Annotated in this window: 13 protein-coding genes and 1 riboswitch; of the genes, 4 read left to right on the top strand and 9 right to left on the bottom strand. The window is 72.2% G+C overall.

Translation table 11 applies throughout. From position 1 onward, the window contains the following. Positions 1-1,537: GNAT family N-acetyltransferase (locus CCN56_RS18730; protein ID WP_256962034.1), on the bottom strand; the 1,537-nt coding region annotated here is incomplete at its 3' end. A gap of 206 nt (positions 1,538-1,743) precedes the next feature. Here CCN56_RS18730 and CCN56_RS18725 point away from each other — a divergent pair. After that, entirely contained in the window at positions 1,744-2,025 is a 282-nt protein-coding gene (locus tag CCN56_RS18725; protein WP_015036698.1) for an HPr family phosphocarrier protein, read from the top strand. 133 nt (positions 2,026-2,158) lie between these two features. Here CCN56_RS18725 and CCN56_RS18720 read toward each other — a convergent pair whose 3' ends face one another. The 4 genes from CCN56_RS18720 to CCN56_RS18705 all read right to left on the bottom strand — a co-directional run bounded on the left by CCN56_RS18720 (position 2,159) and on the right by CCN56_RS18705 (position 6,935). Next, the gene (locus CCN56_RS18720; protein WP_086828291.1) at positions 2,159-2,842 is read right to left on the bottom strand and encodes a GntR family transcriptional regulator; all 684 of its coding nucleotides are present in this window, start codon (positions 2,840-2,842) and stop codon (positions 2,159-2,161) included. A 195-nt stretch (positions 2,843-3,037) separates the two neighbouring features. Next, the gene (locus CCN56_RS18715; protein WP_086828289.1) at positions 3,038-3,811 is read right to left on the bottom strand and encodes a M23 family metallopeptidase; all 774 of its coding nucleotides are present in this window, start codon (positions 3,809-3,811) and stop codon (positions 3,038-3,040) included. Positions 3,812-3,823: 12 nt separating this feature from the next. Next, a riboswitch (cyclic di-AMP (ydaO/yuaA leader) is annotated at positions 3,824-3,989 on the bottom strand. Between the two features lie 199 nt (positions 3,990-4,188). Continuing rightward, positions 4,189-5,556, bottom strand: coding sequence for a M16 family metallopeptidase (locus CCN56_RS18710; protein WP_373412869.1), 1,368 nt, complete (start codon positions 5,554-5,556; stop codon positions 4,189-4,191). A 26-nt stretch (positions 5,557-5,582) separates the two neighbouring features. Continuing rightward, positions 5,583-6,935, bottom strand: coding sequence for a pitrilysin family protein (locus CCN56_RS18705; protein ID WP_078908527.1), 1,353 nt, complete (start codon positions 6,933-6,935; stop codon positions 5,583-5,585). Positions 6,936-7,116: 181 nt separating this feature from the next. Here CCN56_RS18705 and CCN56_RS18700 point away from each other — a divergent pair, with 181 nt between their 5' ends. Beyond that, positions 7,117-9,573, top strand: coding sequence for a DNA topoisomerase (ATP-hydrolyzing) subunit A (locus CCN56_RS18700; protein ID WP_086828286.1), 2,457 nt, complete (start codon positions 7,117-7,119; stop codon positions 9,571-9,573). On the opposite strand, the gene CCN56_RS18695 is transcribed toward CCN56_RS18700, so the two are convergent. Then, positions 9,570-10,658 (bottom strand): GTP-binding protein, encoded by a 1,089-nt coding sequence (locus CCN56_RS18695; RefSeq protein ID WP_086828284.1) that lies wholly within the window; start codon positions 10,656-10,658, stop codon positions 9,570-9,572. The two genes, CCN56_RS18700 and CCN56_RS18695, sit on opposite strands and share 4 nt — an antisense overlap. A 115-nt stretch (positions 10,659-10,773) precedes the next feature. Here CCN56_RS18695 and CCN56_RS18690 point away from each other — a divergent pair, with 115 nt between their 5' ends. Continuing rightward, complete coding sequence (locus CCN56_RS18690) at positions 10,774-12,435, top strand: sensor histidine kinase (protein WP_086828283.1); 1,662 nt, start codon at positions 10,774-10,776, stop codon at positions 12,433-12,435. Continuing rightward, on the top strand, positions 12,432-13,121 hold the full coding sequence (locus tag CCN56_RS18685; RefSeq protein WP_041131628.1) for a response regulator: 690 nt from the start codon (positions 12,432-12,434) through the stop codon (positions 13,119-13,121). Before CCN56_RS18690 ends, CCN56_RS18685 begins: the two co-directional genes overlap by 4 nt. Before the next feature lie 23 nt (positions 13,122-13,144). On the opposite strand, the gene CCN56_RS18680 is transcribed toward CCN56_RS18685, so the two are convergent. From CCN56_RS18680 to CCN56_RS18670, 3 genes are all read right to left on the bottom strand, one after another. Next, positions 13,145-14,737, bottom strand: coding sequence for a cation acetate symporter (locus CCN56_RS18680; protein ID WP_086828281.1), 1,593 nt, complete (start codon positions 14,735-14,737; stop codon positions 13,145-13,147). Beyond that, positions 14,734-15,219: a DUF485 domain-containing protein gene (locus tag CCN56_RS18675; protein WP_179199899.1), complete on the bottom strand. Its 486-nt coding sequence runs from the start codon at positions 15,217-15,219 to the stop codon at positions 14,734-14,736. Before CCN56_RS18675 ends, CCN56_RS18680 begins: the two co-directional genes overlap by 4 nt. A gap of 98 nt (positions 15,220-15,317) precedes the next feature. Continuing rightward, on the bottom strand, positions 15,318-15,615 hold a 298-nt coding region (locus tag CCN56_RS18670; RefSeq protein ID WP_256962033.1), incomplete at its 5' end, for a response regulator transcription factor.

Raw genomic sequence — 15,615 nt, 5'->3', positions numbered from 1 at the left:
GGAGCAGTCCGGCGTCGACGAGTTCGGTGACGGTGTCGACGCGGATCACCCCGGCCTGGCGGAGCAGCGCGGAGACGGTGGCGTGCGGGATGCGGGTGACCGGCACCCGGTGGCCGGGCGGGGCGCTGCCGCTGTGCCGGGCGCCCTTGACGACCACGACGGGCTTGACGGCGGCGGTGCGGCGGGCGAGCCGGGTGAACTTCCGCGGGTTGCCGATCGACTCCAGGTAGAGGAGGACGACGTCGGTGCCGGGGTCGTCGTACCAGTGCTGGAGGAAGTCGTTGCCGGAGACGTCGGCGCGGTTGCCGGCCGAGATGAAGGAGGAGAGTCCCGCGCCCCGTCGGTGCAGTCCGGCGAGGAGGGCGATCCCGATGGCGCCGGACTGGGTGAAGAGACCGATCCGCCCGGCGGCCGGCATCTGCGGCGCGAGGGAGGCGTTGAGCCGGACGTCGTCGGCGGTGTTGATGATCCCGAAGGCGTTGGGGCCGATGATCCGCATGCCGTACGAGCGGGCCTGCCGTACGAGCTCGCGCTGGCGCTCGCGGCCGGCGGCCCCGCTCTCGGCGTATCCGGCGGAGAGGACGACGAGACCGCGCACCCCGTGCTCGCCGCAGTCCGCGACGGCCTCGGGCACCCGTTCGGCGGGGACGGCGACGATCGCCAGGTCCACCGGTTCGCCGATGGCGCCGACGGAGGGGTGGGCGGGGACGCCGTCGAGCTCGGTCTCTCCGGTGAGCGCGGCGTTCACCGCGTACACCCGTCCCGTGAAGCCGGCCCCGAGGAGGTTGCGGAGCACGGTCCGGCCGACGCCGCCCGGGGCGCGTCCGGCGCCGACGACGGCGACGGAGCCGGGGGTGAGGAGCCGCTGCACGGAGCGCGCCTCGGCGCGCTGCTCCCGCGCGCGCTGGACGGCGAGGGAGCGGTCGGTCGGTTCGAGGTCGAGGTGGAGCCGTACGGAGCCGTCCTCGAAGCTGCGCTTCTGGGTGTAGCCCGCGTCGGTGAAGACCTTGATCATCTTGGTGTTGGCGGGGAGCACCTCGGCGGCGAAGCGCCGGATGTCCCGCTCGCGCGCGACCGCCGCGATGTGTTCGAGGAGGGCGGAGGCGACGCCCCTCCCCTGGTGCGCGTCCTGGACGAGGAAGGCGACCTCGGCCTCGTCGGCCGGGGCGGAGGCGGGCAGCCCCTGGGCGTTGATGCGGTCGTAGCGCACGGTGGCGATGAACTCGCCGCCGACGGTCGCCGCGAGCCCGACCCGGTCCACGAAGTCGTGGTGGGTGAAGCGGTGGACGTCCTTGGCGGACAGGCGCGGGTAGGGGGCGAAGAAGCGGTAGTACTTCGACTCGTCCGAGACCTGCTCGTAGAAGCTGACGAGCCGGTCGGCGTCGTCGGCGGTGATGGGTCTGATGCGCGCGGTGCCGCCGTCGCGGAGCACCACGTCCGCCTCCCAGTGGTCGGGGTAGGCGTGCTCCGGCGCTGCCGGCCGCGCCGGTGATGCCGGCGGTTCCGCCGCTTCCGACTGCTCCGACGCGCTCTGCATGGGGTCAGCCTACGACCGCGACACGACTGCGGCACCGGTCGCGGGGTGACCGTGCGGGATGCGAGGTGTTGCAAGCTGGGAGGGCCGACGGACGGTCCGGCCCGGGTCGAAGGGTGGTCCTTTCCCGGCCGGAGGTCGGCGCGAGCACCGCGCAACCCGTGAGAGACTGGTCTAGACAACCCGCTTGAGAGTCGAAGGGCAACACCATGGCTGAGCGCCGCGTCAACGTCGGCTGGGCCGAGGGCCTGCACGCCCGCCCCGCGTCCATCTTCGTCCGTGCCGCCACGGCTTCCGGCGTGCCGGTGACGATCGCCAAGTCCGACGGCACCCCCGTGAACGCCGCTTCCATGCTCGCGGTGCTCGGCCTGGGCGCGCAGGGCGGCGAGGAGATCGTCCTCGCTTCGGAGGCCGACGGCGCCGAGGCCGCGCTCGACCGCCTGGCGAAGCTGGTCGCCGAGGGCCTGGACGAGCTCCCCGAGACCGTCTGACCCCCGGCCCCTTCATGCAAATGGCCGTGGCCGCCGGAATTCCGGCGGCCACGGCCATTTGCATGACCGGACCCATTTCCGGGCAGCACGAAAAACGCGGCTGAATGCCTGTTCTTTGTATACGGTGGGCGTGTTAATTCCGGGCGCCCGTCGTGTTGACGGCATGTTGCGAAACCCTCACACGGCCTCGCTCCGGCCTTTTGAGCCGGTGCAGCGGCAGCGAGCGTTCCGCGTGCAGCGCGGTCAGCGACCTCGCCCGCTCGGCGTCGCCGCGCGCCACGGCGTCCACGATCGCGCCGTGCTCGGCCCAGGCCTCCACCGGCTGGGCGGGCTGCTCCACCACGTACGTCCAGGCGATCTTGTGCCGCAGCTGGGTGAGCAGCGCCGTCAGGGCCGGGCTCCCGGAGGCCTGCGCGAGCGTCTCGTGGAACCAGCCGCCGAGCGAGCTCAGGTCCTCGCCCTGACCGCGCCTGGCCCGCTCCTGTCCCAGCCTGACCAGGCCGCGCAGCACTTTGAGGTGCGCCTCGGTGCGCCGCTGCGCGGCCCGCGCGGCCCCCAGCGGTTCGAGCAGCGCCCGCATGTCGAGCAGGTCGGCCGCCTCCTGCTCGGTCGGCTCGGCGACATGGGCGCCCGCGTGGCGGCGGGTGACCACGAAGCCCTCGGACTCCAGGGTGCGCAGCGCCTCGCGGACCGGGACGCGGGAGACCCCGTACCGGCGGGCGAGTTGTTCCTCGGTCAGCCGGCTGCCCCGCTCGTACACGCCGGAGACGATGTCGTCCCGGATCGCCGTGCATACCGAGTGCGCAGGAATGCGCATGTCCGACCTCCGCCTTGGTCCGCGCGAGTCAATTCCGTCGGCGCCTGTTCTGCGCCTGATCTTCGACTCTATTGCAGCAGGCCAGAATTTCCGATGCTCCGGCAGAATCCATGGATATCTTTTGGCCAGCGAAAAGCCCCGGCTCAGTACGAGCCGGGGCTTTTGCGACGCGGTCCGGGGCCGGACCCGACGGGGTCAGACGACGTTGACGCCGCGGGCGCGGAGGTACGCGATCGGGTCGATGTCCGAGCCGTACTCGGGGCTGGTGCGCGCCTCGAAGTGGAGGTGGGGGCCGGTGGAGTTGCCGGTCGAGCCCGAGATGCCTATCTGCTGGCCCGGCTCGACGGTCTGGCCGACGTAGACCCCTATGGAGGAGAGGTGGCCGTACTGGGTGTACGTGCCGTCGTTCATCCGGATGACGATGTTGTTGCCGTACGCGCCGCCCCAGCCGGCCTCGACGACGGTGCCGGAGCCGACGGAGACGACCCGGGTGCCGTAGGCGGCGTGGAAGTCGATGCCGGAGTGGCTGCCGGAGGACCAGAGCGAGCCGCCGGTCTTGTAGCCGGTGGAGACGTACGAGCCGGCGACGGGGAGCTGGAAGGAGGCCAGGCGGCGGCGCTCGGCCTCGCGGGCGGCGCGCTCGCGCTCCACCCGGATCTCCTTGGCGCGGGCCTCGGCCTTGCGCTTCGCCTCGGCCGCGGCCTTCGCCTTGGCGATGGCCTCGACGGCCTCCTGCTCCTGGGCGGCGGCCTGGGCGTTGATCCCGTCGACGAGGGATTCCTCGGCGATGACCTGGGTGAGGCCGGTGTCCTCGGCGGAGCGGTTGTCCGTGTCGGCGGCGAGCGCCGGGGAGGCGAGGGTTCCGATGACGCCGGTGGTGGCGAGCGTCGCGACGCCGGCGATGCCCACGCTGCGGCGCGCCATCCGGCTCGGACCACGATGCTTCCCGGTGGCACGGGTGAACGCCATGTAGAGGCTGATCCTTTCCTTCCTTCTCGCCTACCGGGTTAGCTGACGGGTTCGGAGCAGGAAGGTCTCCTACGAGCCCCTCCGTACGAGACGAAGGCGCCCGATTCACCCCAGGGACTGCGTGTGGGTCCCCGGCTCCCCAGGCTCGCGCCTGACGGGGACTCGGCGATGACTGTCCGATGCCGCGGCTGCGGCACGTGCAACTGACGAACAGCCGCACCGACGCTATGCGGATCGTCTTTCAATCACCAACCAGACACGCCTTTTGTAAGACATGCCACAGGGCAAACGATCACCTTGATCGCAATACGGACAAAGAGGAGGACCCCGACGAACTAGGCCGTCGGGGCCCTCCTGTTGTCGCCTCGGGGCCGGAATCAGCCCGTCACGACGGTCACTTCACCGATGCCGAGCGCACGCACCGGCTCCGCGATCTGCGCCGCGTCGCCGACGAGCACGGTGACGAGCCGGTCCACCGGGAAGGCGCTGACCACGGCGGCCGTCGCCTCGACCGTGCCGGTCTCGGCCAGGCGCGCGTACAACTGGGCCTGGAAGTCGTCCGGGAGGTGCTGCTCCACCTGGTCGGCGAGCGTCCCGGCGACGGAGGCGGCCGTCTCGTACTTGAGGGGCGCCACGCCCACCAGGTTCTGCACGGCCGTCTCGCGCTCGGCGTCGTCAAGGCCCTCGGCGGCGAGGGTGCGCAGCACCTTCCACAGGTCCTCGAGGGCCGGGCCCGTGTTGGGGGTGTCGACGGATCCGCTGATGGCGAGCATCGCGGCGCCGTTCCCCTCGGCGTCCGAGCGGAGCACCTGGCCGAAGGCCCGCACGCCGTACGTGTAGCCCTTCTCCTCGCGCAGGACCCGGTCCAGGCGCGAGGTCAGGGTGCCGCCGAGGCAGTACGTGCCGAGGACCTGGGCCGGCCAGACGCGGTCGTGCCGGTCGGGACCGATCCGGCCGATGAGCAGCTGCGTCTGCACGGCGCCGGGACGGTCCACGATGACGACCCGTCCGGTGTCGTCGGCGGTGATCGGCGGCATCGGGAGCGGCTCGGCCGGCTCGCCGGTCCAGGCGCCCAGCGTCTCGGCGAGCACCTTGTCGAGGTCGACGCCGGTCAGGTCGCCGACGACCACGGCGGTGGCCGTGCCGGGCCGGACGTACGCCTCGTAGAAGGCGCGGACGGCGGCGGCGTCGATCGCGGCGACGGTCTCCTCGGTGCCCTGGCGCGGCCGGGACATCCGGGACTCGGCCGGGAACAGCTCCTTGGAGAGCTGCTTGGCGGCGCGGCGGGCCGGGTTGGCCGTCTCGTGCGGGATCTCGTCGAGACGGTTGCGCACCAGGCGCTCGATCTCGGACTCGTCGAACGCCGGGGCGATCAGGGCCTCGGAGAGCAGGCCGAGCGCCTTGGGCAGCCGGGAGACCGGGACCTCGAGGGAGACCCGTACGCCCGGGTGGTCGGCGTGCGCGTCGAGCGTGGCGCCGCAGCGCTCCAGCTCGGCCGCGAACTCCTCGGCGCTGTGCTGGTCGGTGCCCTCGGAGAGCGCGCGGGCCATGATGGTGGCGACGCCGTCGAGACCGGCGGGCTCGGCGTCCAGCGGGGCCGGCAGGAAGATCTCCACGGCGACGACCTGCTGGCCGGGGCGGTGGCTGGTGAGCACGGTCAGACCGTTGTCCAGCTTTCCCCGGTCCGGGGCCGGGAAGGCCCACGGCTTCGCGGTGCCCGGCCGGGGCTGCGGGTGGAAGTCCATGCTCGTCAAAGACGCGGCGGCGTCGGTCACTGGTCCGCTCCCTCTTCGTGGTCATCGCCGTCGGCGTTCTGCTCGGTCGCCAGGGGCTCGTAGACGAGCACCGCGCGGTTGTCGGGGCGCAGCTTGGCCGCGGCGACCTCCCGCACCTCCTCGGCGGTGATGTCCAGGACGCGGTCGACGGCGGTCAGGGCGAGCTGCGGGTCGCCGAACAGCACGGCGAACCGGCACAGTTCGTCCGCGCGGCCCGCGACCGTGCCGAGCCGGTCCAGCCACTCGCGCTCCAGCTGGGCCTGCGCGCGCTCCATCTCCTCGGGCGTGGGGCCCTCGGCGGCGAACCGGGCGAGCTCCTCGTCGACGGCCGCCTCGATCTGCGGGACCTCGACGCCGCCGGAGGTCTTGACGTCCAGCCAGCCCAGCGAGGGCGCGCCGGCGAGCCGCAGCAGGCCGAAGCCGGCGGCGACGGCCGTACGGTCGCGGCGGACCAGGCGGTTGTGCAGGCGGGAGGACTCCCCACCGCCCAGCACCGTCAGGGCCAGGTCGGCGGCGTCCGCCGCACGCGTGCCGTCGTGCGGCAGCCGGTAGGCGGCCATCAGCGCACGGGCCGGGACCTCCTCCTCGACGACCTCGCGCAGCTGCTCGCCGATGACCTCGGGCAGGTCGCCGGGGCGCGGCTCGGGCTTGCCGTCGTGGGCGGGGATGGAGCCGAAGTACTTCTCGACCCAGGCGAGCGTCTGCACCGGGTCGATGTCGCCGACGACGGACAGCACGGCGTTGTTCGGGGCGTAGTACGTGCGGAAGAAGTTCCGCGCGTCCTCCAGGGTGGCCGCGTCCAGGTCGGCCATGGAGCCGATCGGCGTGTGGTGGTACGGGTGGCCCTCCGGGTAGGCGAGGGCGGTCAGCTTCTCGAAGGCCGTGCCGTACGGCACGTTGTCGTAGCGCTGGCGGCGCTCGTTCTTGACGACGTCCCGCTGGTTCTCCATGGACTCGTCGTCCAGGGCGGCGAGCAGCGAGCCCATGCGGTCGGCCTCCAGCCAGAGCGCGAGCTCCAGCTGGTGCGCGGGCATGGTCTCGAAGTAGTTGGTGCGCTCGAAGCTCGTCGTGCCGTTGAGCGAGCCGCCGGCCCCCTGCACCAGCTCGAAGTGGCCGTTCCCGTGCACCTGCTTCGAGCCCTGGAACATCAGGTGCTCGAAGAGGTGGGCCAGGCCCGTGCGGCCCTTGACCTCGTGACGCGAGCCGACGTCGTACCAGAGGCAGACCGCGGCGACCGGGGTCAGGTGGTCCTCCGAGAGCACCACGCGCAGGCCGTTCGCCAACCGGTGCTCGGTCGCTGTCAGGCCGCCGGAGCCGGCCTCGGCCGTGGCCGTGTGACCCATGGGCATGTACGTCCCTTCGATCGCGATGTGAAAAAGTCCTGCCACTGTATGCAAGCGCGCCGACACCTGGCGAAGTTCCCGACCCTTCGTGATGTCCCTCTTCCGGGTCGCGGTCGGCGTTGTCGGTGGCACGGTCCACAATGGTCCGCGTCAGATCAACCTTGTTGGTGAAGGAGCCGCAGCCGCGATGGCCCGCCGCAGCACGAAGACACCGCCGCCGGACGACGCGTACGAGGAGAGGATCCTCGACATCGACGTGGTCGACGAGATGCAGGGCTCCTTCCTCGAGTACGCGTACTCGGTGATCTACTCGCGCGCCCTCCCCGACGCCCGCGACGGCATGAAGCCCGTCCAGCGCCGCATCGTCTACCAGATGGGCGAGATGGGGCTCCGCCCCGACCGCGGCTTCGTCAAGTGCGCCCGGGTCGTCGGCGAGGTGATGGGCAAGCTCCACCCGCACGGCGACGCGTCGATCTACGACGCGATGGTCCGCATGGCACAGCCCTTCTCCATGCGCCTCCCGCTCGTCGACGGCCACGGCAACTTCGGCTCCCTGGGCAACGACGACCCGCCGGCCGCCATGCGGTACACCGAGTCGCGGATGGCCCCGGCCGCGCTGCTCATGACCGAGTCCATCGACGAGGACACGGTCGACTTCGCGCCGAACTACGACGGCCAGGAGCAGGAGCCGGTCGCGCTCCCCGCCGCCTACCCGAACCTGCTGGTCAACGGCGCGTCCGGAATCGCGGTCGGCATGGCGACCAACATGCCCCCGCACAACCTGGGCGAGGTCATCGCGGCCGCCCGCCACCTGATCCGCTACCCCCACGCCGACCTCGAGGCGCTGATGCGCTTCGTGCCAGGACCCGACCTGCCGACCGGCGGCCGGATCGTCGGCCTCTCCGGCATCAAGGACGCGTACGCGTCGGGCCGCGGCTCCTTCAAGATCCGCGCCACGGCGACCGTGGAGACCGTGACGGCCCGCCGCAAGGGCATCGTCGTCACCGAGCTGCCCTTCACCGTCGGCCCCGAGAAGGTCGTCTCCAAGATCAAGGACCTGGTCGGCTCCAAGAAGCTCCAGGGCATCGCGGACGTCAAGGACCTCACCGACCGCAGCCACGGCCTTCGCCTGGTCATCGAGATCAAGAACGGCTTCGTGCCCGAGGCGGTCCTGGAGCAGCTCTACAAGCTGACGCCGATGGAGGAGTCCTTCGGCATCAACAACGTGGCGCTGGTCGACGGGCAGCCGCTCACCCTCGGCCTCAAGGAGCTCCTGGAGGTCTACCTCGACCACCGCTTCGACGTGGTCCGGCGCCGCTCCGAGTTCCGCCGCACCAAGAAGCGCGACCGGCTCCACCTGGTCGAGGGCCTCCTCGTCGCCCTGCTCGACATCGACGAGGTCATCCGGCTCATCCGGGAGAGCGAGAACTCCGCCCAGGCCAAGGAGCGCCTGATGGAGCGCTTCTCGCTGAGCGAGATCCAGACGCAGTACATCCTGGACACCCCGCTGCGCCGCCTCACCAAGTTCGACCGCATTGAACTGGAGACCGAGCGCGACCGCCTCAACGGCGAGATCGACGAGCTGACCGGGATCCTCGACTCCGACGCGGAGCTGCGCAAGCTGGTCTCGGCGGAGCTGGCCGCGGTCTCCAAGAAGTTCGCCACGGACCGGCGGACGGTCCTCCTCGAGTCGGCGGGCGCGCCCGTCGCGGCCGTGTCCCTGGAGGTCGCGGACGACCCGTGCCGGGTGCTGCTCTCCTCGACGGGCCTGCTGGCCCGTACGGTGACCGAGCACCTCCCGCCGGCGGAGGACGGCAAGCGGGCCAAGCACGACGTGATCGTCTCGACGGTCGCGGCCACCCAGCGCGGTGACGTCGGCGTCGTGACCTCGGCCGGCCGGCTGCTGCGGCTCGCGGTGATCGACCTGCCGCAGCTGCCGGACACCGCGAGCGCCCCGAACCTGGCGGGCGGCGCGCCGCTGTCGGAGTTCATCTCCCTGGAGGCGGACGAGACGGTGGTCTGCCTGACCACGCTCGAGGAGTCGTCCCCCGGCCTCGCCCTCGGCACGCTGCAGGGCGTGGTGAAGCGCGTGGTGCCGGACTACCCGGCGAACAAGGACGAGCTGGAGGTCATCACCCTCAAGGACGGTGACCGGATCGTCGGCGCGACGGAGCTGCGGACGGGCGAGGAGGACCTGGTCTTCATCACCTCCGACGCCCAGCTGCTGCGCTACCAGGCCTCGCAGGTGCGGCCCCAGGGCCGCCCGGCGGGCGGCATGGCGGGCATCAAGCTCGCCGCCGGCGCCGAGGTGATCTCGTTCACGGCCGTGGACCCGGCGGCGGACGCCGTCGTCTTCACCGTCGCGGGCTCCACGGGCACCCTGGACTCCTCGGCGGGTACGTCGGCGAAGCTGACCCCCTTCGACCAGTACCCGCGCAAGGGCCGCGCGACCGGCGGCGTCCGCTGCCAGCGCTTCCTGAAGGGCGAGGACGTCCTGACCTTCGCCTGGGCGGGCGCCACTCCGGCCCGCGCCGCCCAGAAGACCGGCGCCCCGGTGGACCTGCCCGACCCGGACCCGCGCCGCGACGGCTCGGGCACCCCGCTCCCGAAGCCGGTCGACGTGGTGGCGGGCCCGGCGAGTTAGGACTCCTCGGGCTCTTCCTCCGTCCGCTGCACGTACCGCAGGACGCCCCACATGCTGTGTTCGTCGGGGGCGTCCTGCGGGCCGTTCAGCTCGCAGGAGGCGAGTTCCTTGCGCAGTGCGGCCGCGTCGATGCCGGAGCCGATCAGGACGAGCTGGGTGAGGCGTTCCTCGCCGGCGGGCCAGGGCTCGGGGTAGAAGCGCAGGAAGCGGCCGACCGCGTGCACGGTGTAGCGGTTGGCCGGGTCGGCGGCGCCGAGGTCGACGAAGCCCTTGATCCGGTAGAGGCCCTCGGGGCGCGAGTCGAGGAAGGCCATCAGCCGGCGCGGGTGCAGCGGCGTCGAGGCGGTCAGGGAGAGGCTCTCGTAGGCCGCGTGCGGATGGGCGTGGCCGTCGTCCTCGGAGCCGTACAGGATGTCCTCGATCGACATCTGGCCCTCGATCTCGCCCTCCGGCACGACCCGGTCGAAGAGCAGCTCCGGGTCGACGCGCCCGTGGGAGGCCTCGACGACGGCGGCGCGTCTGGCGAGCCCGGCCACCGTCTCCCGTACGCTCCGCAGCTCGTCCTCGGCCACCCGGTCGGCCTTGTTGACGACGACCAGGTCGGCGAGGGAGAGATGCCGGTCGGTCCCGGGGTGCCGCTGCCGGGTGGCCGCGAACTCGGCCGCGTCGACGACCTGGACGAGCCCTCCGTACACGACCCGCTCGTTCTCGCTGGCGAGCACCATGCGGACCAGCTCCTCCGGCTCCGCGAGCCCGCTCGCCTCGATCACGATCACGTCGAGCCGGGACTCGGGCCGGGTCAGGACCTCCAGGTACTCGTCGAGCTCGCCGGCGTCGACGGCACAGCACAGACAGCCGTTGCCGAGGGAGACGGTGGAGCCGACCTGGCCGGCGACGGTCATCGCGTCGATGCCGATGTCGCCGAAGTCGTTGACCATGACTCCGATGCGGGTGCCCCGGGCACTGCGCAGCAGGTGGTTGAGGAGCGTGGTCTTCCCGGCCCCGAGAAACCCGGCCAGGACGACGACGGGGATCTGCTGCGTGGTCAAGGGACGTGCCTCCGGTTCCTCGGGTCCCACGGGCATGGGAAACCCGGCGTGGGAAACCCGTGTGGGAAACCCGGCGTGGGAAACCCCCAGAATAGGCGCCCGTCCCGTCACCGTTTCCGGTCACGGCTCGCCGCCGTTTACCTTTTCGGGCATGAGCCCCGCACAGACCAGCCCCCCGCGCCCCCGCGCGCGCCGTCGCCGGTTCGGGTGGCCTCGGCGGGTGTTCTCGCAGGTCCTGCTGATGCAGCTGGCCATCGCGACCGGTGTGACCGTCCTCGCCACCGGCCTCTTCCTCGCCCCGCTGAGCGCCCAGCTCGACGACCAGGCCATGCGGCGGGCCCTGGCCATCGCCGGGACCACCGCCTCGCCCCGGCTCGCCGCCGACCTCACCGGCAGCCGGCCGTCCGCGCGGGGCCCGGTGCAGGCGGAGGCCGAACGGATCAGGACCTCCACGGGCGCCGAGTACGTGGTGGTCATGGACACGCACGGGGTGCGCTGGTCGCACACCGACCCCGCCCAGATCGGCCGGGTCGTCTCCACGGACCCGAGCGCCGTCCTCGCCGGGCACGAGGTGATGGAGATCGACAGCGGCACCCTGGGGCGCTCGGCGCGCGGCAAGGCTCCGCTGCGGGACGCCGACGGGCGGATCGTCGGCGCGGTCTCCGTCGGCATCGAGTACGACAGCGTCCGCGACCGGCTCGTCGCCGCCATCCCGGGCCTCCTCGCCTACGCGGGCGGTGCGCTCGCGGCCGGGGCGCTCGCCGCGTACCTGATCTCTCGGCGGCTCCAGCGGCAGACCCACGACCTGGCCTTCTCCGACATCTCGGCGCTGCTCGCCGAACGCGAGGCCATGCTCCACGGCATCCGGGAGGGCGTCGTGGCCCTCGACCGGAACGGCTCCGTACGGCTCATGAACGACGAGGCGCAGCGGCTCCTCGGCCTCGGCCCCGAAGCGGCGGGCCGGCCGCTCGACGAGGTCCTCGGCGGGGGCCGTACCGCCGACGTCCTGGCGGGCCGGGTCACCGGCGAGGACCTGCTCACCGTCCAGGGGCACCGGGTGCTGATCGCCAACCGGATGCCCACGCACGACGGCGGCGCCGTGGCGACCCTCCGCGACCGCACCGAACTGGAGCGCCTCGGCCGCGAGCTCGACTCCACCCGGGGCCTGATCGACGCTCTCCGCGCCCAGGACCACGAGCACGCCAACCGGCTGCACACCCTCCTCGGGCTCCTGGAACTGGAGATGCACGAGGAGGCGGTCGAGTTCGTCACGGAGGTCGTCGGCGTGCACCGGGCCACCGCCGAGCAGGTCACGGAGAAGGTCCACGACCCGCTCCTCGCCGCGCTCCTGGTCGGGAAGGCGACCGTCGCCGCCGAGCGCGGCGTCTCGCTGCGGCTCGCGCCCGACTCCCTGCTGCCGGACCGGCTCGTCGACCCGCGCGAGCTGGTCACCGTCGTCGGCAACCTGGTCGACAACGCGCTGGACGCCGTCGCCGGCACCCCCGGCGCCCGCATCGAGGTCTCCTTCCGCACCGAGGGCCGTACGGTGGTGCTGCGGGTCTCGGACAGCGGCCCGGGCGTCCCGGAGGAGCGCCGCGAGCTGATCTTCACCGAGGGCTGGACGACGAAGGCGCTGCCGTCCCACGGGAAGCGCGGGCTCGGTCTCGCCCTGGTGCGCCGGCTCGCCGAGCGCCGGGGCGGCACCGCCGGGGTCACCGGCGGTCCCGAGGGCGGCGCCGTGTTCACGGTCGTCCTCCCGGACGCCCTGACCGATCCGGAAGAGGCAGCACAGCTCGTCGAGGAGGCGCGGTGATCGACGTACTCGTGGTCGACGACGACGCGCTCGTCGCGCGGATCAACGCCGCCTATGTCGCCAAGGTGCCCGGCTTCCGGGTCGTCGCCACCGCCCACTCGACCGCCGAGGCGCTCGCCGCCCTGGACGGACAGCCGGTGGACCTGATCCTCCTGGACCACTACCTGCCCGACGAGAACGGGCTCGCGGCGGTACGAGAGCTCCGCGCGCGCGGCCACCAGTGCGACGTGATCATGGTGACGGCGGCCCGTGACGTGGCCACCGTGCAGTCGGCGATGCGGCACGGCGCGCTCCAGTACCTGGTCAAGCCGTTCAACTTCGCCGGGCTCCGCGCCAAGCTGGAGGCGTACGCGACGCTCCGCCGCACGTTGGAGAGCGGCGGCGAGGCGGAGCAGGCCGAGGTGGACCGGATCTTCGGGGTCCTGTCGGCGGGCGCCGTCACCCCCGACCTGCCCAAGGGCCACTCCCCCACCACGGCCGAGCTGGTCCGGCAGGTACTGCTCGCGGCCGGCGGGCCGCTGTCCGCGCAGGAGATCGCGGAGCGGGCCGGCGTCAGCCGCCAGACCGCGCAGCGCTACCTCAAGCTCCTGGAACGCACCGGCCGGGTACGCCTCTCCCTCCGGTACGGCGAGACGGGCCGCCCCGAGCACCGGTACGCCTGGGCGAGCTCACCGTCCACCGGCTGACGCCCCTCACGGAAGGCCGGCAGTCAGACGGCTCCGGCGCCCGTCAGGGCCCGTACCTCGGTCTCCGCGTGCCGGGCCTCGTCGGGCGGCTCGGGCGAGGTGACCGTACCGATCCACCCGGCGAGGAAGCCGAGCGGGATGGAGACCACTCCCGGGTTCTGCAGCGGGAAGAGGTGGAAGTCGACGCCCGGGAACAGCGATTCCGGGCTGCCGGAGACGACCGGGGAGGCCAGGACGAGCAGCACCGCGGGGATCAGACCGCCGTACACCGACCAGACCGCGCCCCGGGTGGTGAACTTCCGCCAGAACAGCGAGTAGAGCAGCACCGGCAGGTTGGCGGAGGCCGCGACCGCGAAGGCCAGGCCGACGAGGAAGGCCACGTTGAGGTCGCGGGCGAGCAGTCCGAGGCCGATGGCGGCCGCGCCGATGCCCGCGGCGGCGACCCGGGCGACGGTCACCTCGCTGTACTGCTTCGTGTGCCGACGGCGCAGTGAGGTGTACAGGTCGTGGGCGACGGAGGCCGAGGAGGCCAGCGTGATCCCCGCGACGACGGCGAGGATGGTCGCGAAGGCGACGGCGGCGACGATCGCGAAGAGCACCGTGCCGCCGGTGGAGCCCGCACCGCCGCCGAGGTCGAGGGCGAGCAGCGGTACGGCGGTGTTCCCGGACGCGTTGGAGGCGCGGACCTGGTCGGGTCCGATCAGCGCGGCCGCACCGAAGCCGAGCACGATGGTCATCAGGTAGAAGCTGCCGATGAGCCCGATGGACCAGACGACCGAGCGGCGGGCGGCGCGGGCGGTCGGCACGGTGTAGAAGCGCGAGAGGATGTGCGGCAGTCCGGCGGTGCCCAGAACGAGGGCGAGGCCGAGGCTGATGAAGTCGAGGCGGGCCGTCCAGTCCCCGCCGTAACGCAGCCCGGGCGCGAGGAAGTCCAGACCGTGCCCGCTGCGTTCGGCCGCGGTGGAGAGCAGGCTGTTCACATCGCCGTGGAACCGGAGCAGGACGAGGACGGTGAGCGTGATCGTGCCCGCCATGAGCAGGACCGCCTTGACGATCTGGATCCAGGTGGTGGCCCGCATGCCGCCGAGCGACACGTAGATCACCATCAGCGCGCCCACTCCGATCACCGTCCACGAGCGCGCCGCCTCGCTGGAACCGCCGAGCAGCAGCGCCACCAGGCTCCCGGCACCCACCATCTGGGCCACGAGGTACAGCACGGAGACGGCCACCGAGGACGTTCCGGCGGCGATCCGCACGGGCCGCTCCGCCATCCGCGCGGCGACGACGTCGGCCAGCGTGAACCGCCCGCAGTTGCGGACCAGTTCGGCGACCAGCAGGAGCACGACCAGCCAGGCGACGAGGAAGCCGACGGAGTACAGCATGCCGTCGTAGCCGTAGAGCGCGATCAGCCCGGAGATGCCGAGAAACGAGGCCGCGGACATGTAGTCCCCGGCGATGGCGAAGCCGTTCTCCAGGGGTGAGAACAGCCGCCCTCCGGCGTAGAACTCCTCCGCCGAACCGTGGCGGTGCCGGCTCACCCAGGTGGTGATCGCGAGGGTCACGGCGACGAACACGCTGAACAGCACGAGCGCCAGGGTCTGGTGGTCTCCGGTCACGGCTGCACCACCCCTCGGGTCATCTCCTGCGTGTCCCAGCGCAGTTCCAGCGCCGCCCGGTCCCTGCGCAGCCGCGCGTGGCGCGCGTACGCCCAGGTCAGCAGGAAGGTGGTGAGGAACTGTCCGAGCCCCGCCACCATCGCCACGTTCACCGCTCCGGCCACCGGCCGGGCCATGAGCCCGGGCGCGGCGGTCGCCGCCACCACATAGGCGAGGTACCAGAGGAGGAACGCCAGGGTGGCCGGGAAGACGAACCGTCGGTAGCGACGGCGCACTTCCTGGAAGGCGGGGCTCCGCTGGACTTCCAGATAGATCTCCGCCGCGCTGTGGACCCGCTGCCGCGGCACCGCGTCGGGGCGGCCGCCTCCGGGCGCCCCGGTCGCCGCCTCCTCGCCCCAACCGGAAGCCGTCGCGTCGTACCAGGGGTCGTCGACCGCCATCGCCGAAGCGTCGCGCCCCTCCTGCTTGTCCACCTGCTCCACCGGCCAACTCTCCTTGTCAGCGAACCGTTTCGGCCGCGTGCCCAAGGATGGACAGAGCGGGAAGATCCCGGACTCTTCTCCTCCCTCACTTCACCCCATCAGGTGACTCTTCTCCCAGGTGCCCTGACCAGACCGTGCTGATATGCGTACCGCACGGCCTGGGCCCGGTCGCGTACCCCGGTCTTGGCGAAGAGGTTGTTGATGTGGGTCTTCACCGTGGCCGTGGAGATCCGCAGCCGCCCGGCGATCTCCGGGTTGGACAATCCGTCCGCAACCAGCACGAGTACCTCCGTCTCCCGCTCCGTCAGCCCGTCGGCGTCCGGACCGGGCGAGCCGACCGATGCCCCCGGCGGCACCCCGGGCCGGACGCCGACGGGCTGACGGAGCGGGAGACGG

The sequence above is a fragment of the Streptomyces sp. NRRL B-24572 genome (genome assembly GCF_002156145.1).
GTDB lineage: Bacteria > Actinomycetota > Actinomycetes > Streptomycetales > Streptomycetaceae > Streptomyces > Streptomyces vietnamensis.
The sequence above is the reverse complement of the archived record's forward strand: the minus strand, read 5'-3'. Positions and strand labels throughout refer to the sequence as shown.

Bases quoted from the DNA above. Each gene is read 5' to 3' on its own strand.
- CCN56_RS18725 (WP_015036698.1), top strand. From the start codon at position 1,744: ATGGCTGAGCGCCGCGTCAACGTCGGCTGGGCCGAGGGCCTGCACGCC.
- CCN56_RS18720 (WP_086828291.1), bottom strand. From the start codon at position 2,842: ATGCGCATTCCTGCGCACTCGGTATGCACGGCGATCCGGGACGACATC.
- CCN56_RS18715 (WP_086828289.1), bottom strand. From the start codon at position 3,811: ATGGCGTTCACCCGTGCCACCGGGAAGCATCGTGGTCCGAGCCGGATG.
- CCN56_RS18710 (WP_373412869.1), bottom strand. From the start codon at position 5,556: ATGGACTTCCACCCGCAGCCCCGGCCGGGCACCGCGAAGCCGTGGGCC.
- CCN56_RS18705 (WP_078908527.1), bottom strand. From the start codon at position 6,935: ATGCCCATGGGTCACACGGCCACGGCCGAGGCCGGCTCCGGCGGCCTG.
- CCN56_RS18700 (WP_086828286.1), top strand. From the start codon at position 7,117: ATGGCCCGCCGCAGCACGAAGACACCGCCGCCGGACGACGCGTACGAG.
- CCN56_RS18695 (WP_086828284.1), bottom strand. From the start codon at position 10,658: ATGCCCGTGGGACCCGAGGAACCGGAGGCACGTCCCTTGACCACGCAG.
- CCN56_RS18690 (WP_086828283.1), top strand. From the start codon at position 10,774: ATGAGCCCCGCACAGACCAGCCCCCCGCGCCCCCGCGCGCGCCGTCGC.